Source organism: Terribacillus saccharophilus (assembly GCF_002272075.1).
GTDB lineage: Bacteria > Bacillota > Bacilli > Bacillales > Amphibacillaceae > Terribacillus > Terribacillus saccharophilus_A.
The window spans coordinates 152,195-174,087 of sequence record NZ_NPBJ01000021.1 but is presented as its reverse complement, the minus strand read 5'-3'; the positions used below and the strand labels follow the sequence as shown (position 1 = coordinate 174,087).

General features: G+C 43.4%; 23 protein-coding genes. 17 read left to right on the top strand and 6 right to left on the bottom strand.

The features are described from left to right. The first annotated feature begins 75 nt into the window (after nt 1–75). The 6 genes from CHH48_RS11130 (at nt 76) to CHH48_RS11105 (ending at nt 6,425) form a co-directional block, all read left to right on the top strand. On the top strand, nt 76–1,794 hold the full coding sequence (locus tag CHH48_RS11130) for a phospho-sugar mutase (protein WP_095219283.1): 1,719 nt from the start codon (nt 76–78) through the stop codon (nt 1,792–1,794). Nucleotides 1,795–2,052: 258 nt separating this feature from the next. After that, nucleotides 2,053–2,841, top strand: a complete 789-nt coding sequence (locus CHH48_RS11125; protein ID WP_095219284.1) for a TerC family protein — start codon at nt 2,053–2,055, stop codon at nt 2,839–2,841. Nucleotides 2,842–2,959: 118 nt separating this feature from the next. Continuing rightward, nucleotides 2,960–3,415: an OsmC family protein gene (locus CHH48_RS11120; RefSeq protein WP_095219285.1), complete on the top strand. Its 456-nt coding sequence runs from the start codon at nt 2,960–2,962 to the stop codon at nt 3,413–3,415. Nucleotides 3,416–3,445: 30 nt separating this feature from the next. Beyond that, on the top strand, nt 3,446–3,859 hold the full coding sequence (locus tag CHH48_RS11115) for a Fur family transcriptional regulator (RefSeq protein ID WP_038563964.1): 414 nt from the start codon (nt 3,446–3,448) through the stop codon (nt 3,857–3,859). A 113-nt stretch (nt 3,860–3,972) separates the two neighbouring features. Beyond that, complete coding sequence (locus CHH48_RS11110; RefSeq protein WP_095219286.1) at nt 3,973–4,971, top strand: metal ABC transporter solute-binding protein, Zn/Mn family; 999 nt, start codon at nt 3,973–3,975, stop codon at nt 4,969–4,971. Between the two features lie 209 nt (nt 4,972–5,180). Further along, on the top strand, nt 5,181–6,425 hold the full coding sequence (locus CHH48_RS11105; RefSeq protein WP_095219287.1) for an aminopeptidase: 1,245 nt from the start codon (nt 5,181–5,183) through the stop codon (nt 6,423–6,425). Here CHH48_RS11105 and ligD read toward each other — a convergent pair whose 3' ends face one another. Beyond that, on the bottom strand, nt 6,426–8,210 hold the full coding sequence (gene ligD, locus CHH48_RS11100; protein ID WP_176466427.1) for a DNA ligase D: 1,785 nt from the start codon (nt 8,208–8,210) through the stop codon (nt 6,426–6,428). 93 nt (nt 8,211–8,303) lie between these two features. Here ligD and ku point away from each other — a divergent pair, with 93 nt between their 5' ends. Then, on the top strand, nt 8,304–9,152 hold the full coding sequence (gene ku, locus CHH48_RS11095) for a non-homologous end joining protein Ku (RefSeq protein WP_095219289.1): 849 nt from the start codon (nt 8,304–8,306) through the stop codon (nt 9,150–9,152). Nucleotides 9,153–9,301: 149 nt separating this feature from the next. Next, complete coding sequence (locus CHH48_RS11090; RefSeq protein WP_095219290.1) at nt 9,302–10,261, top strand: acyltransferase family protein; 960 nt, start codon at nt 9,302–9,304, stop codon at nt 10,259–10,261. Nucleotides 10,262–10,297: 36 nt separating this feature from the next. Here CHH48_RS11090 and CHH48_RS11085 read toward each other — a convergent pair whose 3' ends face one another. Next, nucleotides 10,298–11,035 (bottom strand): AraC family transcriptional regulator, encoded by a 738-nt coding sequence (locus CHH48_RS11085; RefSeq protein WP_095219291.1) that lies wholly within the window; start codon nt 11,033–11,035, stop codon nt 10,298–10,300. A gap of 223 nt (nt 11,036–11,258) precedes the next feature. Here CHH48_RS11085 and CHH48_RS11080 point away from each other — a divergent pair, with 223 nt between their 5' ends. The 3 genes from CHH48_RS11080 (at nt 11,259) to CHH48_RS19540 (ending at nt 13,470) form a co-directional block, all read left to right on the top strand. After that, the gene (locus CHH48_RS11080) at nt 11,259–12,908 is read left to right on the top strand and encodes an ABC1 kinase family protein (protein ID WP_095219292.1); all 1,650 of its coding nucleotides are present in this window, start codon (nt 11,259–11,261) and stop codon (nt 12,906–12,908) included. 2 nt (nt 12,909–12,910) lie between these two features. Next, a complete protein-coding gene (locus tag CHH48_RS11075; protein WP_095219293.1) occupies nt 12,911–13,216 on the top strand; it encodes a phasin family protein in 306 nt (101 codons plus the stop codon). A gap of 113 nt (nt 13,217–13,329) precedes the next feature. Continuing rightward, a complete protein-coding gene (locus tag CHH48_RS19540; protein ID WP_164072094.1) occupies nt 13,330–13,470 on the top strand; it encodes a hypothetical protein in 141 nt (46 codons plus the stop codon). Between the two features lie 28 nt (nt 13,471–13,498). On the opposite strand, the gene CHH48_RS11070 is transcribed toward CHH48_RS19540, so the two are convergent. Next, nucleotides 13,499–14,515, bottom strand: coding sequence for a serine hydrolase domain-containing protein (locus CHH48_RS11070; RefSeq protein WP_095219294.1), 1,017 nt, complete (start codon nt 14,513–14,515; stop codon nt 13,499–13,501). A 143-nt stretch (nt 14,516–14,658) separates the two neighbouring features. Between CHH48_RS11070 and CHH48_RS11065 the strand changes: the two genes are divergently transcribed. Together CHH48_RS11065 and CHH48_RS11060 are read left to right on the top strand one after the other, a co-directional pair. Continuing rightward, nucleotides 14,659–14,958: a YwdI family protein gene (locus tag CHH48_RS11065; RefSeq protein ID WP_095219295.1), complete on the top strand. Its 300-nt coding sequence runs from the start codon at nt 14,659–14,661 to the stop codon at nt 14,956–14,958. Nucleotides 14,959–14,975: 17 nt separating this feature from the next. Then, nucleotides 14,976–15,344, top strand: a complete 369-nt coding sequence (locus CHH48_RS11060) for a DUF423 domain-containing protein (protein WP_095219296.1) — start codon at nt 14,976–14,978, stop codon at nt 15,342–15,344. Nucleotides 15,345–15,375: 31 nt separating this feature from the next. On the opposite strand, the gene gerQ is transcribed toward CHH48_RS11060, so the two are convergent. Both gerQ and hemQ read right to left on the bottom strand, forming a co-directional pair. Beyond that, the gene (gerQ, locus tag CHH48_RS11055; RefSeq protein ID WP_095219297.1) at nt 15,376–15,870 is read right to left on the bottom strand and encodes a spore coat protein GerQ; all 495 of its coding nucleotides are present in this window, start codon (nt 15,868–15,870) and stop codon (nt 15,376–15,378) included. Nucleotides 15,871–16,104: 234 nt separating this feature from the next. After that, a complete protein-coding gene (hemQ, locus tag CHH48_RS11050) occupies nt 16,105–16,851 on the bottom strand; it encodes a hydrogen peroxide-dependent heme synthase (RefSeq protein ID WP_095219298.1) in 747 nt (248 codons plus the stop codon). Between the two features lie 261 nt (nt 16,852–17,112). Here hemQ and pta point away from each other — a divergent pair, with 261 nt between their 5' ends. Then, the gene (pta, locus tag CHH48_RS11045; RefSeq protein WP_095219299.1) at nt 17,113–18,087 is read left to right on the top strand and encodes a phosphate acetyltransferase; all 975 of its coding nucleotides are present in this window, start codon (nt 17,113–17,115) and stop codon (nt 18,085–18,087) included. A gap of 113 nt (nt 18,088–18,200) precedes the next feature. Beyond that, the gene (locus CHH48_RS11040) at nt 18,201–19,004 is read left to right on the top strand and encodes a PAS domain-containing protein (protein WP_245840364.1); all 804 of its coding nucleotides are present in this window, start codon (nt 18,201–18,203) and stop codon (nt 19,002–19,004) included. A 23-nt stretch (nt 19,005–19,027) separates the two neighbouring features. On the opposite strand, the gene CHH48_RS11035 is transcribed toward CHH48_RS11040, so the two are convergent. Beyond that, nucleotides 19,028–19,852 carry a lipoate--protein ligase family protein gene (locus CHH48_RS11035; protein WP_245840365.1) on the bottom strand — a complete coding sequence of 275 codons (825 nt, stop codon included), beginning with the start codon at nt 19,850–19,852 and terminating at the stop codon, nt 19,028–19,030. A gap of 186 nt (nt 19,853–20,038) precedes the next feature. Here CHH48_RS11035 and CHH48_RS11030 point away from each other — a divergent pair, with 186 nt between their 5' ends. Then, nucleotides 20,039–21,334: an HD domain-containing protein gene (locus CHH48_RS11030; protein WP_095219302.1), complete on the top strand. Its 1,296-nt coding sequence runs from the start codon at nt 20,039–20,041 to the stop codon at nt 21,332–21,334. 12 nt (nt 21,335–21,346) lie between these two features. Then, a complete protein-coding gene (locus CHH48_RS11025; protein ID WP_095219303.1) occupies nt 21,347–21,850 on the top strand; it encodes a YwgA family protein in 504 nt (167 codons plus the stop codon). The last annotated feature ends 43 nt before the right edge of the window (nt 21,851–21,893 follow it).

Genomic DNA, 21,893 nt, shown 5'->3' with positions numbered 1-21,893 from the left:
AGGATGGGATTTCGCGCCATTTCCACTTATAATGTGGTAGGATGTCACTATACTTATTTTTCAGGAGGAAAGCACATGGTATGGCAAGATACATATAAAAAATGGAGTACATTTAAAACACTTGATCCGAAATATAAAGAGGAACTGACGAAGCTCGCTGATGATGAAGCAGCTTTGGAAGATGCTTTCTATAAAGAATTAACATTTGGTACAGGCGGTATGCGCGGTGTGCTTGGTGCGGGGACGAACCGTATGAACATCTATACTGTTCGCAAAGCTGTAGAAGGATTAGCTGTATATATGGAAAATAACATTTCTGATTACAAGGATCGTGGCGTGGCGGTTGCTTATGATTCCCGTTACATGTCTCCAGAGTTCGCGGATGAAACGGCACGTGTTCTTGGAGCACATGGTATTCGTGCGCACGTATTCGAGTCTTTACGACCGACTCCGTTACTATCATTTGCCGTACGGCATCTGAAAGCTGCTGCTGGTATCATGATCACAGCAAGTCATAACCCACCTGAATACAACGGATTTAAGGTTTATAACGAAGATGGTGGCCAAATTCCTCCTGAACAGGCAGAAGCAATCATTGCTGAAATTGCGAAAGTGGAAAACGAACTGGCTGTAGAAGTTGAAGAATTGGAAACTATTCGTACAAATGGTTTGCTGCATGTTATAGGGGAAGATGTGGACAATGCCTACCTGCAGCAACTGAAAACGATCTCGAATATGTCTGATTCCGCGAAAGAGCAATTGGACAAGCTTCAAATCGTATTCACTCCGCTGCACGGAACATCTCATGATCTTGTTTTGCGCGGCTTGGATCAGCTTGGCTTCCAAAACGTACATGTGGTCAAAGAGCAGGCGCAGCCTGATCCGGAGTTCTCTACAGTTGAATCTCCGAATCCTGAAGAGCATCAAGCCTTTACTCTTGCAATGGAGCAAGGGCAGGAAATTGGAGCGGATGTACTGATTGGAACTGATCCGGATGCAGACCGCCTAGGAGTTGCAGTACAGGACGGAAAAGGTGCATATCAAGTGCTGACAGGGAACCAGCTTGGTACTTTGATGCTGGATTATGTGCTGGCGAATGCTTCAGAAGATGATCTGCGCAACGGAAAACTTGTCAAAACAATCGTAACGACGGAAATGGGCCGTGCAGTAGCAGCTTCATATGGCGTCGATACAATTGATACGCTTACTGGTTTCAAGTATATCGGAGAAAAGATCAAGCAATTCGAAACAACAGACGAGAAATTTTTGTTTGGCTATGAAGAGAGCTATGGCTATTTGATTGGTGACTTTGTTCGCGATAAAGATGCAGTTCAGGCTGCTATGATTGCTTGCGAAATGGCTGCCCATTGGCGCGCACAAGGCAAGACATTGCTTGAAGCATTGCATGTATTATATGAGAAGCATGGCTTCTTCTTGGAGGATCTTCATTCCATTACGCTAAAAGGTAAGGATGGCGCTGCGAAGATTGCCGCTATGATGGACGCTGTACGTGCAGATACACCACAAGAGCTTGGCGGTCTGAAGGTACTTGCAGTGGAGGATTATTCCACTCAGACACGGCACAATCTTGATTCTGATACAGAAGAGCAGCTGACGCTTCCAAAGGAAAATGTAATCAAGCTCTTCCTCGAGAAGGATAGCTGGGTGTGCTTGCGTCCATCTGGAACTGAACCGAAAATCAAGAGTTATTATGGCGTTAACAGTGCAAGCCGCGAAAGCAGTTTAGAGCTGTTAGAAAAGCTGAAAGCAGATCTTGGTAACTACCTGCAATAATTTGTTGACATTCTTCTGATATTCCAATAGACTGAATGTGTGATAAGCGCAATATGCTTTTAAAGGGGAGTAGCTGTACAGTAAAGTCGTCATTCCGAGAGAAATCTCCGGCTTTATTGGCAACTCAGACGTTGTTAGCGAGACCTTTACCTTCTTGGTAAAGGTCTCGCTTTTTTTAATAAAAAGTGTTACGCCTTTACTAAGCTGGGGTATGATTGCAAAAATAATCGCATACTACACTTAAAGGAGCGTAACTACATGGATGCACAATTACTTTTTGAGTATGGCTGGGTTCTAATCGTCCTTGTCGGGCTGGAAGGTATTCTTGCCGCGGATAACGCACTAGTTCTCGCAATCATGGTAAGGCATTTGCCTGAAGAACAACGTAAAAAAGCACTTTTCTATGGACTGGTCGGAGCATTTGTTCTTCGCTTCGCCTCTCTATTCGTCATTTCCTTCCTTGTTGATGTATGGCAAGTACAGGCTATAGGTGCGGCGTACCTATTGTTTATATCCATAAAAAATCTGTACGACAAATTCAGTGCCAAGAATAATGACGTGGCAAATAAGAAGCCGAAAAAAGAAAGTGGCTTCTGGATGACTGTTTTAAAAGTCGAACTTGCTGACCTTGCTTTTGCTGTCGACTCTATTCTTGCAGCAGTAGCACTAGCTGTCGCACTTCCGCCAACCGGAATAGGTAATGTAGGAAGCTTGGATACTGGACAATTCGCTGTCGTCCTAGCAGGTGGTATGATCGGTATCATCATCATGCGTTTTGCGGCGAATGTATTTGTAGATCTTCTCCATACAAGACCTGCTTTAGAAGTAGCAGCTTTCATTATCGTTGGATGGGTTGGGATTAAGCTTGTCGTTAGTACGCTTTCCCACGATGCACTAGGCGTACTGCCGCATGATTTCGCACACTCTACAGCGTGGAAAATTACATTCTACGGTATATTAGTAGCAATCGCAGTTATCGGCTGGATTGTATCCGGCAAGAACAAAGTGGAGCATAAGAAAGAGGATTCTGCTGAAGGAACTGAATAAAAAGGAAGACCTTCTACTAAATGGTAGAAGGTCTTTTTTTGAACAGACATTTTGTTTTTCTAGCTCATAAGCGTTAAAATAGAAGGTAGTATACAGATAGAAGAAGGGGACGAGTACCATGTCAGAACATCACTTTCATTTAGCAGCAACCTGGCCGGGAGGCAGAAACAGCTCTGGTTCGATTGAAACAGGAAACCTAAAGACGGAAATCAGCATTCCGCCAGAAATGGGTGGTCCTGGCATTGGTACGAATCCGGATGAGATGCTGCTCGGTGCAGCAGCTACTTGCTACATCATCACGCTAGCGGCAATGATCGAACGCGCGCATTTGCCATTAGCGTCTATGAAATTGGAATCAGAAGGTATCGTCGATGAAACGAATGGAGTTATTACTTACAAGCAAATTATCCATCGGCCGACAGTATACTTGAAAGAAGAAGCGACTGAGAAGCAATTCCAGATGCTGGAGAAGCTAGCCGTAAAAGCGGAAGAAAGCTGTATGATCACAAGAGCAATTAAAGGTAATGTGGAGGTCAGCTTAGAGGCCGACTTGAATATCGAGAAAAACTCTTAATAATCTTGCAAGATAAAGGACGGAAAGTGTATGAATAGTGAACGTGCGATGCATATTCTGAAAGAAAATGGCTTTAAACAGACAAAGCAGCGCGAAAAACTGCTGGATATTTTTCAGAAACGATCCCAGTATTCCGCGGTGACCGATCTTTGGAAAGAATTTCGTGAGGATTTTCCAAGTGCCAGCTATGATACTGTGTATCGTAATCTTTATACAATGGCCGAACTTGGTATCCTGGAGATGACTGCAATTGACGGAGATAAACATTTTCGTTTTCACTGCAATATAGAAGGCCATCATCATCATTTTATCTGCAAACAATGTGGCATTACGAAAGCAATTGATGTCTGTCCGATAGCAGATGTGAAAACGGTGCTACCGGGTGGCTATACAATAGAAAACCATAATTTCGAAGTGTATGGCATTTGCCCTGCCTGTCAATAATTGATAGGCAGTATTTTTTTGTGGTCGAAACGTAATTATTACTGTTTACAAATAGTAATGGTTACGATATAATCTCGATTAGAGCTTATACGATGTAACGGGAGGAAATTATTTTGAAGAAATCATTATTTTTAATCAGCACAGCCTTACTTTTAGTTCTGCTTGCAGCTTGTTCTGATGGCGGCAGTCAGAATAGCAGTGAAGACGGGAAAATGAAGATATATACAACAATTTATCCGATTCAGTATTTTGCTGAGCGAATCGGTGGTGACCAAGTAGAAGTGGAGTCTGTGCTGCCGCCAGGAAGTGACGCACATAACTTCGAACCAACGTCGAATCAGATGGTGGATATTGCTAAATCAGATGCATTTCTCTATTCGAGCGATGAGTTAGAAACATATGCCAAAACGATTGCTGATGCGGTAGGAGACGAAGATGTTAAGATTGCGCAATTAGCAGATGGTATCAACTTGCTTCCTTTCGATGAAGAACATGATCATAGTCATGAAGCTACTGAGGAAGAACATGATCATAGCCATGAAGCTACTGAAGAAGAGGCTTCAGAAGAAGAGCACGATCATGGCAGCATCGATCCACATTACTGGCTAGATCCAGAGCGTGCAAAGCAGATGGCAGAGAATATGAAAAATACGCTTGTTGAGCTTGATCCAGATAATAAGTCGACATATGAAGACAACTATACAGTTGTAGCAGAAGAATTAGATGAGCTTGATCAGAAATTCCAGCAGGCTGTAGAAGGTAAGGATAACAAGAAGATCATCGTTTCCCATGCAGCATATGGATACTGGGAGGATCGTTATGGGATCGAACAAATTGCCATAACCGGTCTATCGCCGACAAATGAACCTTCACAGAAAGAACTGGAGGAAATTATCCATACTGCAGAAGATAACAAACTGAACTATGTGTTGTTCGAACAAAATATCTCGCCGAAGGTTGCAACCATTGTTCAAGATGAAATCGGAGCTGACGTACTCAGAATCCATAACCTAGAGACGGTGACCGAGGATGAAATTGATGCAGACGAGGATTACTTCAGCCTGATGAATAAAAATATCGAAACGTTGGAGCAAGCTTTGACAAACGAATAGAGGATAAGATAAAAATTATTTCAGCTATATCAAAACCCGAACTTTACGTGAATCTTGCGTAAGTTCGGGTTTTTTGATTGGTGCTCAGTAACATTATTGTTTTTATGCCATAGCATTCAGTTATGTCTCAGCTTCGCTTATGTTTCGTGAATATTCTAATTTTACGTTATAATAGGTGGGTATATTTGTTTTAATGGAGGGGTAATCAAATGAAAAAATTCGAAGAACAGCTGCGCCAATTTGCCAAATTGGCTATCCAGACCGGTGTTAATCTTCAAAAAGGACAAGGATTACTGCTTGTTGCACCGATTGAATCGGTACGTTTCACACGAATGGTAGCGGAAGAGGCGTACAAAGCAGGTGCTAAAGATGTACATACAGAATGGTTAGATGATGAGCTGGTTGTTCAGCGTTATACACATGCTCCAATTGAAGCTTTAGAAAATGTACCTGCTTGGAAATTCCATGCTCGTAACGAAATGGTCAAGGATAATTACGCAGTTCTAAATATCCTTGGAGAGAATCCGGATCTTTTGGAGAAAGTAGATGGATCCAAAGTTGCAGCTTATATGAAAGCTGCTGGAAAAGGATTAACACCATATCGTGATTATATGATGAAAGACAAGATGCAATGGTCGATTGTTGCTTATCCGACTGTAGCATGGTCCAAGAAAGTGTTCCCTGAAAAATCGGTCGAGGAAGCACAGGAAGCAATGATGGAAGAAATCCTGCGCATCAGCCGTGTGACGGGAAATGAGGATCCCAATGCTGCATGGAAGGCGCATAATAAACAGCTGCACCTAGCTGCAGATTATATGAATAAGCAGCAGTTCACAAAATTGATTTATAAAGCGAAGGGCACGGATTTGTCAATCGAGCTTCCGAAAGGGCATATTTGGAGCGGTGGTTCTGGTCCGACAGATGCAGGGGTCGATTTCAACGCCAATATCCCGACTGAAGAGGTATTCACAATGCCGCACAAGAATGGTGTGAATGGTACTGTATCCAGTACATTGCCATACAATTTCAATGGCCAGCTGATTGAGGATTTCCAACTGACTTTCAAGGATGGCGAAGTGGTAGACTATAAGGCGGAAAAAGGCCAAGAAGCGTTGAAAAACCTTCTGGAAGCTGATGCTGGTGCGAAACGACTTGGCGAGGTAGCACTTGTTCCGCATAAGTCTCCAGTTTCACAATCCGGGTTGATTTTCTATAATACATTGTTTGATGAAAATGCTTCCTGTCACCTTGCATTAGGAAAGGCATATCCTACTTGTATTGCAGGCGGCAATGATATGACAGCTGCAGAACTCGAAGCAGCAGGCGTGAATGATAGTATCATGCATGAAGATTTTATGATTGGATCTGCCGATCTTGATATCGATGGCGTGAAGGAAGACGGCACTACAGTCGCAGTCTTCCGCCAAGGAGCATGGGCGTTCGAATTCAAATGATCATACTAATTGGATAATAGAATCCAGCCTTTGGCTGTTCCTCGCTTCCTCATAGGAAGCGAAGGGGCAGCCTTTTTGGCGTATACGCTCTGGCACAGTGAAAATGGTGAAGTCTTCAAGTGAGAGACCCTGTCTAACTTCCTCCCAAAACAATGGAGTACTGACGGTGCCGCTGCTGCGTTTTCGCGCTGTGTATGGAACTGGCAGTGTTTTTCCCATCCCGAACTGGACGTAATCGATATACAAACGCTCCTGCCGATTTTTTTTCATTCTTTCGATTGTGAATAGATCTGGATGCTGCTGGACGAGCAATCTTGCCAAAGCTTCCGTGAAGGTGCCTGCTTGTTCATAGGTTAGCTGGTTTTCTGGTAACGGAATGTACAGCTGCAAACCTTTGCTGCCGGAAGTCTTGATAAATGCAGTGAGCTGCATTTGATCCAGCCATTCTTTTAGCAAATTAGCAGCCTTGATGGCCAGAGAAAGTGCATCTGCCGTTGGCGGATCAAGATCAATCGCGATTTCCCGGGGGAAATCATTTCCGATATGGTGAAATGGTGCATGAAATTCGATACTCCCATGATTAGCGAACCAAATCAAAGTCTGCAAATCTGGGCACTGCAAGGATTTCGTATCAGGTATAAAATCGGGTGCATAATCGGGTCTGTGCTTCTGATAGAAAAAGTCCGCTTCAATTCCGTCAGGGCAGCGGATAATCGTCATCTCCCGATTTATCATATGAGGCAGCATGAATGGAGCTACCGTCCGAATATAAAGCAGATAACGCAGCTTATCAATATGTGCTTCTTCCCAATATAGCTTGTCCAGCTTGCTCAGCTCGACTGATTGCGGAAACTGGGCAAGATCTATAGCTGCTTGTTGCTCTGTGCAATCGGCTGCTGTCACTGTGGGGGCTAAACTATGGAATCTAGGCTCACGTAATTCCTCGTCCGCCTGCCCGAGACAATTTATTTTGGCACAAACAGCTGGAGGGAGTAGAAGGAGATTATGTTCTGTTTTTCCATTTTCCTTAAAAAAAGCAGTAAGTGTGCTTCGCTCTGTTTCTTCCAACCCATGCTTACATTTTCCAATCGGCACAAAATGACCTGTTTCATCTGCCAGCTGCGCATGAAAATAATCATTTTCCTTATCATAAGCAGTTAAGACTGCGGTGATTGTACGCCAATTCTTTATCTTATACCAATCATGATGCTGTTTACCGGTCTTATATGTACTGGCTGAGCGTTTGGCTATGATACCCTCACCTTGATGCAAAATGACAGAATCCATCAGTACAGTTGAGTCTAAGGAATAACTCACGTATTGGATAGCTCCTTTTTGATCATCGAATAGATCGATTAGCTCCAGCAATGCTTGTTTCCGGGAGGACAGCCGCCGTCTTTCCTGACTTTTCCCGCCATCAACCAGCAGATCAAAAGCCATCAGCACAGCAGGTCGATTAGAAGCATCCTGCTTGATTCGATCAGCTGATTTTAATCGGCCGCGTGTTTGGAGTAAGCCAAAATCTCCGCTTCGTGCATTTTTCGGCACGATTAGTTCACCATCAATCGAGAAAGGAATGTGCTTATCAGCTAACTGCTTCTGCTGCTCAGCATACGTGATGATCTCCGGAAATTGCTCGGATAAGTCGATTCCATTCTTGCTTGTCAGCGTTACATTGTCAGTCGTAACTGTCAAAATGGCTCTAAACCCGTCATATTTCACCTCATATATCCATCCTTCCCCGGAGGGACAGGTATCCCTATAGATCGGTTTCATTACTTGCATCGTATCTCGCTCCTTTTCTTTAGTTTGAGGAAATACACCGGAATTAAACATGGAACAGACGTACAAACTAAGCTAAAAAGGAGTGAACAGTTCATGCATACGATGTGGAAGGGTACAATCAGCTTCGGGCTTGTGAATATTCCCGTAAAGATGCATGCTGCTACAGAGAATAAAGATGTGAAGCTGCGGCAGCTGCATAAAGAGTGCAACACACCGGTCAAGTATGAAAAAGTTTGTCCTCATTGTGAGAAGGAATTACAGACGGAGGATATCGTCAAAGCCTATGAATACACGAAAAATAAATTCGTGGTTCTGGATGAGGATGAGTTACAGGCTTTGCAGAAAGAGCAGGAAGACAAAGCAGTGGAGATCGTCGATTTTGTCAGCTTGGAGGAAATCGATCCTATCTACTTTGAACGCTGTTACTATTTGTCTCCAAATGAAGGCGGAACAAAAGCATACAGTTTATTGCGGAAATCACTTGAGGATACAGGGAAGATTGGCGTTGCCTCTATGGTCATCCGTTCGAAGCAGCAGCTAGCTGTCATCAGGGTGTATAAGAATGTACTAGTTGTAGAGACCATCCATTATCCCGATGAGGTTCGCAACGTCGCTGATGTGCCAAACATCCCTGCTGAAGATGCTATTGTCGATAAAGAGCTCAAGACAGCCAAGCTGCTTATTGAACAGCTGACAGCAACCTTTGATCCGGAGAAATACAATGATGATTATCGCGAAGCCTTGCTCGATTTGATTCAGGCTAAGCGTGATCATGAACAAGTCCATATCCCGACAGCTAAGAAACAGCCGAACAACGTAACGAATTTGATGGACGCATTGCAGGCATCACTCGATAAAGCGAAAAAGGACAAGCCGGCAGCTAAGAAGACAACCAGGAAGAAAACGGCAAGCCGACCTAAAAAGAAACCGGAAGCTGGATAATTCTTCCGGTCATTTTACACATGCATGTCGTTTATGACAGCGCCTTGACAGCTTGCTAACAAGTCAATGAAGAAAGGGCATATGCTATAGCGTTTCTGCTCCATGCTCCTTACTATGGAAGAATACATCCTGAAGAAGGAAGCGATAGTATGGAACGCGATGCGTATTTTGATAATGCAAGATTGCTTATGATTGCCTTTGTCGTATTTGGACATTTAATTCAGCCGTATCAGGACATGTTGTTCCTGCAGATGAGCTATACATGGATATATACCTTTCATATGCCCGTTTTCATTTTTTTAGCTGGTTTCTTTGCCAGGGGAGCTGGGAATAAGGCTGCTGTTGAAAAGCTAGCGAAAAAGCTGCTTTTACCGTTTCTGTTTTTTCAAGTCATCTACACGATTTACTACTTTATGATCGGAAAAGATGGCTGGATGGAATCCATTCTTGTGCCGCAATGGGCACTGTGGTTTTTGCTTAGCTTGTTCTGCTGGCATATACTGCTGATTCTATTTAAAAGAATACGTCCTAGCCTCGGTATTCCGCTAGCTGTATTCATCGGTTTGTTAGTTGGTTACCTTAATGAAATTGGAGGGGCATTAAGCCTTTCCAGGACGTTTGTTTTCTTTCCATTTTTCTTAATCGGTTATTGGGTGACAAAAGAGCAGCTTGCTGTACTTCGGCAAATACCGATAAGGATAGGAGGCGGTCTGCTGCTAATTGCAGCAGGTGCTTTATTCTATCTTTATCCTGACATCCCGACTGACTGGCTGCTCGGATCGAAATCTTATGCAGTTTTAGGAGCCGGGGAAGCAGGAGGACTGATTCGGTTACTAGTTTATCTGTTCTCAGGAGTTATGATGATTAGTGTACTGGCGCTTATTCCAAATAAAAAGATGCCGTTTACAAAATATGGACAACGGACATTGTATGTCTATCTTCTGCACGGATTTTTCATCCAGTGGATTAGAGTGGATGATTTATTTGAGGTAAGTAATAGCCTGGATGTATTAGGTCTCCTAATTGTCACGCTAAGCATAGTAATGGTGCTTTCCCAGCGCTGGATGCTGCGGATATGGAAACCATTGATCGAGCTTAAAAGCCCATAAAAAATACCGCACAGGTGTGAACCTGTGCGGTATTTTTTAAATTGCGCGTGAGTCGCGGAATTGTTTTGGTGTCATGGATGTATAGAATTTAAATTGAGCTGTGAAATAGCTTTGGTTGCAGAAGTTGAACTTCTTAGCCAAGTCAGCAATTGATTGGTTTGTATGAAGCAGGAAGTATTTAGCTTCCTCAATCTTCTTTTGATTGATGAATTGGACTGTGGAAACACCAACTTCTTTTTTGAACAAATGGGAAAGGTAGCTTGGATTCACATTACAGTGAGAGCTGATTGCCTGCAAGCTCAGATCCTCCAAAATATGTGATTGGATATAGCCGATAGCTTCATTGATGATGTTGGAGTATTGTGTGGCTCTGCTCTTATTCAAGCCTTCGATAAAACGAACAAGCATATCATATTCCAATTCGGAAAGTTCCTGCTCTGTCTGGCAGTTCTCGATTTCAAGCATATAAGTCATATTGAGGCTTGATGCTACTTCTTGAGAAGCGCCGCCTCTCAAGATAGCGCGCGTGTACAGCGTGCAGATACTGATCAATTGGTTTTTTGCTGACCGTAGCGGTTGGAAGGCATACTTCGGGCGTTCAGAAGTAGAAAGGCTTTCAATTATAGATAATGCCCCATTCAAATCACCATCGGATACAGCATCCATCAGCTGGTTTTCAAGCAGGTAAGATGGGTACAAAAATTGTTTATTTGACTTGTTATTTTCGACGGAACGTTTTTCAGGCAGAACAGCATTTTTAGATATGCTAGACATACTATACCTCCGTTAAGGGTTTTTGATTTTACCATCAGTCTTATATATCAATATTGTAAGCGTTTTCCGAAGAAAAATAAACTGTTTTATTAAAAAATATTTATAAAACTGATATTTTTACGTTTTTCGACACAGCCGCAGGTTAATAGACAAGCAAGAGAAGTACTAGCTATAATAGAAAATAGCAAGAAAGAAGGCAATTGTCTGAAAATGAGGTGTGCAAATGCGTGTCAAATCCACCCGTCGTATTATGGCTATCGTTTGGATGGTCATCCGATTTATGATGCAGATCTACTGGTTTTATTTGCTGCATAGCCGCGTGTGGGACGAACAGGATAAACAGGAATGGGAAGCATTACTGACAAAGCAGGCACGGGAGTATCGGAAAACTGCGGAGAAAAAGGGCGGATTATTGATTAAATTAGGTCAGTTTCTCAGTTCGCGTGCTGACTTGCTGCCTAAGATATTCATTCGGGAGATGGAAGGCCTCGTCGACAGGGTAAAGCCGACATCATTTACACATTCGGAAGCAATATTAAAGGAAGAGCTTGGCAGCCGTTATGAGACGGAGATTGTGCACTTAAACCCTAAAGCTGTTGCTTCTGCTTCTATCGGTGAAGTGTACGAAGCATACTTGCAAAACGGTCGTAAGATTGCGGTTAAGGTCCAGCGGCATAATGTCAGACAGATATTCCATATGGATTTTAAAGCACTACGAATCATTTTTTTCCTGCTCCGCAAATTTACGAGTATCGGAAAGAAATCGGATATGAAGGCTCTGTACGCGGAAGTAGTAACAATCATCAGCCGGGAATTAGATTTCCAGAAAGAACTGGAGCATGCGGATTATTTCAAGAAACGGTACAAAGGAAATCCGGACATCAAAGTGCCAGATTATTATCCGGAACTCTGCACGGGCAGAGTGCTTGTAATGGACTGGGTTGAGGGGCGGAAAGTGACGGATACAGATTATCTGGATGCCCAAAAGATTCCCCGTGAGCAAGTAGCTAAAGCACTTTTCCAATTTTTTTCTGATCAGTTTCTAAACAGCGGTATGTTCCATGCCGATCCTCATGCAGGCAATATCATGGTCCAGCCTGATGGGAAAATCGTACTGCTCGATTTTGGTATGGTTGGTGAAATCAGAGCAGCAGATACCGAATACTTACGGGAGGCAATCCAGGGAATTGTGCTCGATGATTATGAGACTGTCATCCAAGCTCTCTACAAAATGGAGTTTTTGCTTCCATCCGCAGATTCGGAAAAAGTGAAACGGATTCTTCGAAAAACAGTGGATTTGTACAAAGGAGGTCAGCTTGATGTAGGAGACACGGAATCCTTCTTGAAGCTGATGGAGGAGCTGCAGGTGATTGTAAAGGAACAGCCGATACAACTCCCGGCAGATTTTGCCTTCCTCGGGCGGGCAGTTTTCTTGGCTATTGGCCTGGTAGCTGTCATTTACCCGCAAGCAGATCTAGTAGAATGGGGAAAACCTGTCATCCTGCGCTGGATGAGAGGATCGAAAAAACATAGTTCCATCTATACTGGTATCATCACCAATTCACTTCGTCCATTCCTGTCGATGCCCAGAGCACTCGTTGACTGGCTCACTGACGGGGAGAAGCAGCGCGGCTGGGAAAGGGATAAACAAAAAAACCAGCTGCTGCACCATTTCTACTTCTTTTACACGGTTCTGTTACTCGTCTTGACAGCAGGTTCGGCATACACGGGCATCCAAGGAATCATTCAGCATACATTATGGCTTGTCCTCGTCGGGTTTATCCTGACATTCCTATTCTTTGGACTATGGTTAATTCTCTTCATCAAGCATGTTCTGCTGCTTAGATCCATAAATAAAACTAGGAGGTTATGATAATGGCAGATTTGTTACGCAAAGGATTTCTTTTAGGTGTTGGTGCTGCTTTGGCTGGGAAGGAAAAGCTGGATGCAAAATTGAAAGAGTTAGTGGCAAAGGGAGAGATTACGCCACAGCAAGCGAAGGATTTGATTCAGCGTTTTGTAGATAAAGGAGAAGCGAAATCCAATGAGTGGAACGAGAAGAATCAAGAGCACATGCAGAAGAAAGTCAATGATCTAGGACTTGCTACGAAAGCAGATGTTGATTCTCTGAAGCAGCGGATCAGTCATTTGGAGCTGCGTCTGCAGAATAGCGAAGATTAATAGATTTAAGTAAGAACTATTAATTTGTCGTGAATATTTTGAAAATTTGTTGTCATGCATACATTTCTCTATTAGAATGATGGTAGAGGTATAACCAGAGGAGGTAATTAGCAATGATTAGCTTTTTATCTTTAGTCGACCAAGTGGAACAGGAAATGAAACGCCCTTCCACAGCCACAGAATATGATTTCCTGAAATGGATGCATGAACAATATGTCGCCGAACAATCAGATATACTGAAGCAAGCGCAATAACAGAAGACCCGCCATGTGGCGGGTCTTCTTATATGCTGGCTAAGGAGGAACGTTTATATATGTCGCCTAGAAAGCCTTCCATCTGATGTTTGCCGGGATTCGTATTGATCATGCACACAAGTGCGTCTCCAGTTTCCGGTTTTCCTGCCAGCAAGCACTGGAAGCCTTCTCCCCAGCCGAGCGCAGTGTATTCTGCAACTCCCATTGTAGTATCCAAAAAGACCCCGGACCCGACGTGCGGAATCGTTGCATTAGGCTGAAGCATTTCCGTTGCGACTTTATTGTCAATAATAGTGGAGGGAAATCCCTGTATGGCCCGGTGGAATGCGTCAACAAGCTTCATTAAGTCTATCGGTGTTGTCCACAATCCACATGCAGCATCATATGGGTAGTAAGGGTATAGATTAGGAATTGGGTTCAGATTCTGATGTCCATACGCAAACGGTCGACGCAGAGTTTCGTGATAGGAACTGTCCATCATGCCTAAGGGTTCGAAGACATGCTTTTTCATAAGTACATGGAAAGGCTGCTGATACGCATCCTCCAATGCAAGCTGTACAATCATATAACCTGCATCACTATAGGAGAATACTGTGCCAGGTTCGTATTCTGTCACGATACGCTTTGAACATGCAATTGTTGTGCCTTCCAAAATCTTGGCAGTGCTGAATGAAGCTGAATTGTGAGGTAGAGTAGGGAAACTGTGCTCCGGATCAATGATGCCGCCTTGATGCTGAAGCAACTGTCGCAGACTAGGTGCGTTATAGATTCTATCGTCCAACTTCCACTTGCGGAGCAGGTCATTGACATTGGTGTCTAATGAAAGATTGTCCTTTGAAAAAAGAATTAGGCTGAGCAAAGCTGTAACGAATTTACTGACAGAGCAGGCATGGAAGGCGGTGGAAGTGTCAATCGTCCTCCTTATGACTTGATCTGCATACCCCATACAAAAGGATTGCAAAGAATGACCGTCTTCCATATAAGCCATACTGAATCCTGTAATTCTGTTAGAGGTCATCAGTTCTTCTAGATCATCTGTCTTCATTTCTCGTCCTCCTATATGTATATGTTATGAACAGTATACCTGTTTCTGACAGAAAGAAACATATGTTCTTGTTTGCGGGGTTAATTTTTGTCTTTTATATCTGTTATAATGCAGGTAGTAGCAAAACGATGGAGGTGTTCGAGTTGTTAAGTGAAGAAGCAGTGCTTCGGCATATGAAAGAGGAGCTAGAACGGGCATTAGACCTTGATGATGTCCAAAAGCAGCGGGAGCACGTTCGGGCGGTCCGTTCGATGTGTGACTTGTTCTTGCAAGGTGAGCGTCCAGTCAAAACGCAGGTGTCTAAACCGTCAGAAGCAGCAGTAAGCCCCTCTGCAGCAGAATGGGCAGCAATGACAGGGGAATGGCCGGACCAGCAGCCGCCCAAAAAAGCATTTGAAGAAGATGACGACGAATCGAACGGCAAGTCATTGTTCGATTTTTGATATAAAGGAGCAGAAAAATGAAAGCATTACTCATAATCGGAGCCATAAGTGGTTTCATTACTGTAGCACTTGGAGCATTCGGAGCGCACGGATTAGAAGGGAGATTGTCTGAGAAGGCAATTGCCACGTGGGAGAAAGCAGTTCAATATCAAATGTTCCATACAGTGGTCATTATCGGGGTAGCATTATTGCTCCAGAAGATTCAAGCAGGCAGTTTGACGACTGCTGGCGGTTTCTTTATCGCGGGCATCCTGCTATTTTCAGGAACACTTTACATATATGCTGTCAGCGGGATCACGATCTTTGCTATCATTACGCCAGTAGGCGGAGTGGCATTCCTGATCGGATGGGTGCTGCTCGGCTATTCCGCAATTAAATATCTATAAGAAAAAAACCTCTGCCGAAGCAGAGGTTTTTTTATCGTGGTGGATAAGTTGCAGTGCCGCCTGGATTTCCAAAAGGGTAACTATAATTAAGCGGTTCATCGAATGTTACATAATCGAGATATACCATCAATAATAAGTAACGGCGGTTGTTCTCTGGATCACGTAAGATAAGATGGTCACGGCCGGCAGCCTCGATCACGCCTTTGAAGATTTTTGCGTTCCAGCGGTCATTGTTTTCGAAGGTCATATACACGGTGGCCAGCTTGTTTCGATTCAGACGCAGAATGTTTTCGATATAAGATTGCTCAACTGGCAGTCCTGGTCCTGCTGGCCCTCCGCCTTGAACTTGTGACGGAACTTGCTGTTGCTGTTGTTGCTGCTGCTGCGGGAAAAAAGGCTGGTTTTGCTGACGAGTTGGGTAGCTATAATTCGGGACTTGCGGGTAAGTATAGGCCTGGCTCTGTTCCTGATACTGCGGGGTGCCTGGAGACTGATTTTCTTGATTCGGATTCTTACTCATTTTCATTCCCCTTTCCTATATCCTTTCAGAAGACAGTCGGGCTGGCTGAAACTGTGAAGGCGGGAATTGAGATCGATCGTGCGACTATCATGAATACAAGACACGCTGCGCCTTCACAACCGATTATCGCCTTACCTCATGTCCAAGGAACTCATGCCTGTTCTTTGACATGATATGAAGCCTGGGAGGAGAGTAGAACAAGGGAATAAAAAAAGCCGGACCAAATTGGTCCAGCTTTCGTTAAATATGGAAGTAGGTAGATACTGCTTCTTTATCTAACTTATTTCCGAAATAGAAATCACCGAATTCGCCGTATCGTGCGCTAACTTCATCGAAACGCATCTCATATACTAGTTTCTTGATCGGCAGCGGATCGTGTGCGAATAATGTAACGCCCCACTCCCAGTCATCGAAACCGAACGAACCTGTGATGATCTGTTTGATTTGACCAGCATATTTACGGCCGGTTTTGCTGTGCTCATACATAAGTTTCGAGCGAGCATCTTTTTCAAGTGAATACCAGTTGTCTTCATTCATCCGGCGTTTATCCATCGGGTAGAAGCACATATAATCCCAACGAGGTAGAATTGGTTTCAGACGTGCTTGTACCTCTGGTTTTTGTTCGATATCAACACCAGGTTTGCTCATATATTTGGAGAGCTCAACAACAGATAAGTAAGAGAAGCTTTTCGTCATGAAAGATGCGATCTGCATTTTATCGAAAGTTGTTTCGATCTCCTGCAATTCATCCATTGTCGGACGCATAATCATAAACATCAGGTCAGCTTTATGACCGATAATCTTATAGACAAGCTGACTGCCATTATTCGCTTCCTCAACTTGTTCCATATTTGAAAGCCAGTTCTGATATTCCTCGATTGCTGCTTGACGCACATCCTCGGAAGCCAGTTTCCAGCTTGTCCAATCCATTACACGGAAATCATGCAGGCAATACCAGCCGTCCATGGTTTCTACTGCTTCTGCCATGCCTAAACACTCCTTTTTCGTTCACATTCTTTGTATAGTGTAACACAAACGACTTCACACCATGCTTGTCGTTGCTTTCTAGTTCCCACCTCTATTATATCAACTGATCAGCATGCTTCGTGTGTATACTTTGACAGAAATGGGAACATCTAAAAGGTCGGTTATTTTAATTAAAAAAATCAGTAGCAGCTGATATGACTTTAAAAGTAAAACAAAAAGATTTACTATAGAAATGCAGACATATTCTAGGAGGGTTTTAGGATGAGTGATTTATTTCAAACATTGCGGAAAAAAGTAACAGGCCAAAATAAAAAGATCGTCTTTCCGGAAGGCTTGGATGAACGTATTTTGGAAGCAGCAGCAAAGCTTGCCGAAGAGGGGATTATTGCACCGATTTTGATCGGCAATAAAGAGCAAGTGGAACAAAAGGCAAAAGAATTGTCTATCGACTTGCGCGGTGCAGCAATTCTTGACCCAGATACTTATGAGAAATTCGATGAGCTAGTTGCAGCGTTCGTGGAACGCCGCAAAGGCAAAGCGACAGAAGAAGATGCAAAGAAATTACTAAAAGATGAAAATTACTTCGGTACAATGCTTGTTTATACAGGCGAAGCTGACGGGCTTGTGAGCGGAGCAGCACACTCTACTGCTGATACAGTACGTCCAGCACTTCAAATCATTAAAACGAAACCTGGGATTAAGAAGACTTCCGGTGCATTCGTAATGGTAAGAGAAGATGAGCGCTATGTTTTCGGTGACTGTGCTATCAACATCGCACCTGACAGCCAGGATCTTGCGGAAATTGCTGTAGCAAGTGCTGAAACAGCGGCTATGTTTGGTATCGATCCAAAAGTAGCATTGCTAAGCTTCTCGACTAAAGGATCTGCTAAATCTCCGGAAACTGAAAAAGTATCGGATGCGCTAGCGATTGCGAAAGAGAAAAATCCTAACCTAGTTGTAGATGGCGAATTCCAATTCGATGCAGCCTTCGTACCATCTGTTGCTGCGAAAAAAGCACCGGATGCTGTATTGAAAGGTGATGCGAATGTATTCGTATTCCCTAGCCTTGAAGCAGGTAACATTGGGTACAAAATTGCCCAGCGTCTTGGTAACTTTGATGCTGTAGGTCCGATCCTGCAAGGTCTGAACGCACCAGTGAACGATCTTTCCCGCGGCTGTAATGCAGATGATGTGTACAAGCTTACACTTATCACCGCTGCTCAGTCCGTAGAATAAGCATAGGAGAGACGCCTTTCTTAAAGAAAGGCGTCTTTTTTTGTATGTTTTGTTTTTCCAGTTCAACTATAGTAAAATAGCCTTGTCTAAGATGCAAAAGGAGTGAGTATTTGTTGGGCAATGATATCCGCTATTCATCCGAAGTAACAGATCAGTTTGTGAAGCACGCCATCGATTACGTAGGAGCTGGAGTGGTAATCACAGACCCCTCACTTCCTGATAATCCGATTATATATACAAACAAAGGTTTCGAAGAACTTACTGGTTATCCTTCAGAAGAAATTCTCGGCCAAAATTGCCGTTTTCTTCAAGGTGAAGATACGAGAAAAGAAGATGTTGCAGCTGTACGGGATGCAATACGTGATGAAAAGACTGTCGTGGTAGAGTTGAAGAACTACCGCAAAAACGGCGAAATGTTCTGGAACGAGCTGGAGATTTATCCAATATTTTTGGAAAGTGAGCAAAAGGCTTTCTTTGTCGGTGTCCAAAAAGATGTGACACAGAGGAAGCGGAATGAAGAGCTTGTTTCCCATTACTTAGAGGAAGTAACCCGCTTATCCACGCCGATCGTTCCAATTACGGATACGACATCGATTTTACCATTGATTGGTGACGTCGATGATCGCAGACTGAATCAAATATTGGAGCGAGTAGGGGAACATGTTCAGAAGTCAGGAGAGAGGAATTTCCTTCTTGATTTGCAAGGAATCAGCCGCTTTCATAGCGGTGTTCATAATGGTGTACTGCGCTTGCATCAGCTGTTGGATATGATGGGTACTCGTCTCATAGTCACTGGCTTCCATCCAAAGATGGCCATGGAAAGTGTGCGCCAGGCAGATTTCAGTGATCAAAACATCACGTTTTATTCATCAGTGAAACAGGCATTAACCTTCTTGGAAAAAGAAGAAAACCGCTGAACCGATAATGGTCAGCGGTTTTTTTATTGTAGATTCTCATTACGGCTGCGCATCAGCTTCATCCGTTCCTGCTGCAGTTGGACTTCTCGAACTGTCATTTCAGAGGAAGGAGCTATAACTGTGATAGAGGCTAGTCCATCAACAATCCGCTTTAAAACTTGTTCGCTAGTAAGGGGAACCTGGAGCAATTCTGCCAGTGATGCCATCGTTTCCGGTACAACATCAGGGAAGGTGAAGCGAGTTTCTGCATCTTTTTTAGCTCTTTTATAAAATCCTTGAACAATTTCCGCTCGTGACGCGCCGCTTCCATCTACACACAAGTAAATTTGAACAGCAGAACCGTCTTTTACCCTGCGCTGGGAGATGCCTGCAAATTTCCGGCCGTCTATGCTCAAGTCGTAGGTTCCTGGACAATAAGAACCGACTACCTCAAAAGCTTCAATTTTATTTGTGATATCCTGGAAGATATATTGGATAAAAGAAACCATCGCTTGATAACCGTCATGGATTCCGATGTGCTTGGCATCCGGGAAGATGAAGGATAGATTGACAACTCCTTTATCCAGCAGCACAGCTAGTCCGCCAGAGTTTCGTACGACAGCTTTGTAGCCTTTTTCCTGCAAATAGGATATTCCTTCTTTTATAAAAGGAAGACGGGAATCAGGTATGCCGAGCATAATCGTGCGGTCATGAACCCAAAGTCTTGCAGTTGGCGGAGCCAGATTTTCTCCGACGGAAATGGCTAAGGCATCATCTATTGCGAAGGAAGCCATCGCCTGTTCCGGACCGTCTTCACCGGAATGATCGATAATGCGGAATTCAGGTGCTTTTAATAATGTATGTAACACGTAGAAAGCGCTCCTTTTCAGCTGAATGGCATTAAAACGCCAATACATAGTATAGCAAAAAATAGGGTAGACAAGAAACGTGTAAAAATTACTTTTAGTTGTTTACGGGGGACCCGATATTTTATAAACTAATTCTATTGGACAAAAAAATTACGAGACAGAATGACATAAAGTGAGGCAGAGGAAATGGCGTATCGAGACGAAAAACTAGATGAAGAAAAAGTTTTCAAAGATCCTGTGCATCGCTATGTACATGTCCGTGACAGGGTGATATGGGATCTGATAGCAACGCCTGAATTCCAGCGGCTTCGCAGGATCAAGCAGCTGGGAACCTCTTATATGACGTTTCATGGAGCCGAACACAGCCGGTTCAATCATTCCTTAGGGGTTTATGAGATTGTCAGACGGATCGTGAACAACTTCGAGAACCGCAAGAACTGGAAAAAGGAACAGCGGCTGCTTCTGCTCTGCGCTGCTTTGCTCCACGATCTTGGTCATGGACCGTATTCCCATAGTTTCGAAAAGGTTTTCGGTTTGGATCATGAGGAATTCACCCGCAAAATTATTCTAGGGAATACCGGAGTCAATCATGTGCTGCGGAAAGTGAGTGCAAGTTTTCCGAAGAAAGTAGCTGAGGTTATCAATAAGACATATGGCGACAAATTGATCGTCAGTATCATCTCAAGCCAAATCGACGCAGACAGGATGGACTATTTGCAGCGTGATGCCTATTTCACAGGTGTAAGCTATGGCCATTTTGATATGGAACGTATACTTCGGGTAATGCGGCCGCGTGAGGATCAGGTCGTTATTAAAGAATCCGGCATGCATGCAGTCGAGGATTATATCATGAGCCGCTACCAAATGTACTGGCAAGTATATTTCCACCCGGTAACACGCAGTGCGGAAGTAATTCTGACGAAAATCCTGCATCGTGCAAAAGCACTTTATAAAAGCGATTATACATTCAAGCTACGGCCGGAGCACTTTATCTCCTTGTTTGATGAAAAGGTAGCCTTGGAAGATTATATACGGCTTGATGAAAATGTAACATCCTTCTATTTCCAGGCTTGGCTTGAAGAAGATGATGATATACTAAGGGACTTGTGTGAAAGATTCCTGAATCGAAGACTGTTTAAGTATATCGAGTTCAATCCGCTTCTGCATGTAAAAGAGATGGTCGAACTGTCCAGGCTCTTCAGTGAAGTCGGAATCGATCCGGAATATTATCTGATTGATGATTCTTCATCTGATTTGCCTTATGACTTCTATCGTCCCGGCGAGGAAGAAGAGCGTTTGCCGATCCATTTACAATTGCCAAATGGAAAACTGAAGGAATTATCCCGCCAATCGGATATTGTCGAAGCGATTTCGGGTAAAAAACGAACAGACCATAAATTGTACTTCCCTCAGGACATTCTAGAAGCCCTGCCGGATGATAGTCAACAGAAGCAACGGATTTATGAGATTTTATTCCAATAAGGAGGAGCAGCTATGCTAGCCAACCACGCAAATCTCCTGCAATTCTTTTCTTCCGTGGAAGAAGTGGTAGGAAGAAAGAAACTGCAAAAGATGATTTACATACTGAAGAAAAATGGTGTTCCGTTCGGTGAAAAATATGAATTCCATCTATTCGGTCCCTATTCGGAGGAATTATCCCTGCGTGTGGATGAACTGAGCAACCTCGGTTTGATCAAAGAGACAAAAGAGGATAAAAGCAGCTATTTCCAATACCGTTATACAATTACGGAGGAAGGCCAACAGTTTCTAACACATTATGATAATCAATTCCCGGATTACCAGGAAGCTATTCGCCTGCTGAAAGAAAAAAGCTCCCGTTTCCTGGAACTGGTTTCCACGATGTTGTATTTTGAAGAACTGCCGCAAGAAGAAGTAGAAGATAAAGTACGGACAGTAAAGAAGAAACAAAATTATACCGATGAAGAGATGACCCAAGCTTGGGAATTCATCAGTTCATTGAAAAAACAGCAAGCATGAAAAAGAGCGAAGGATCCACGTGATCCTTCGCTCTTTTATTTAT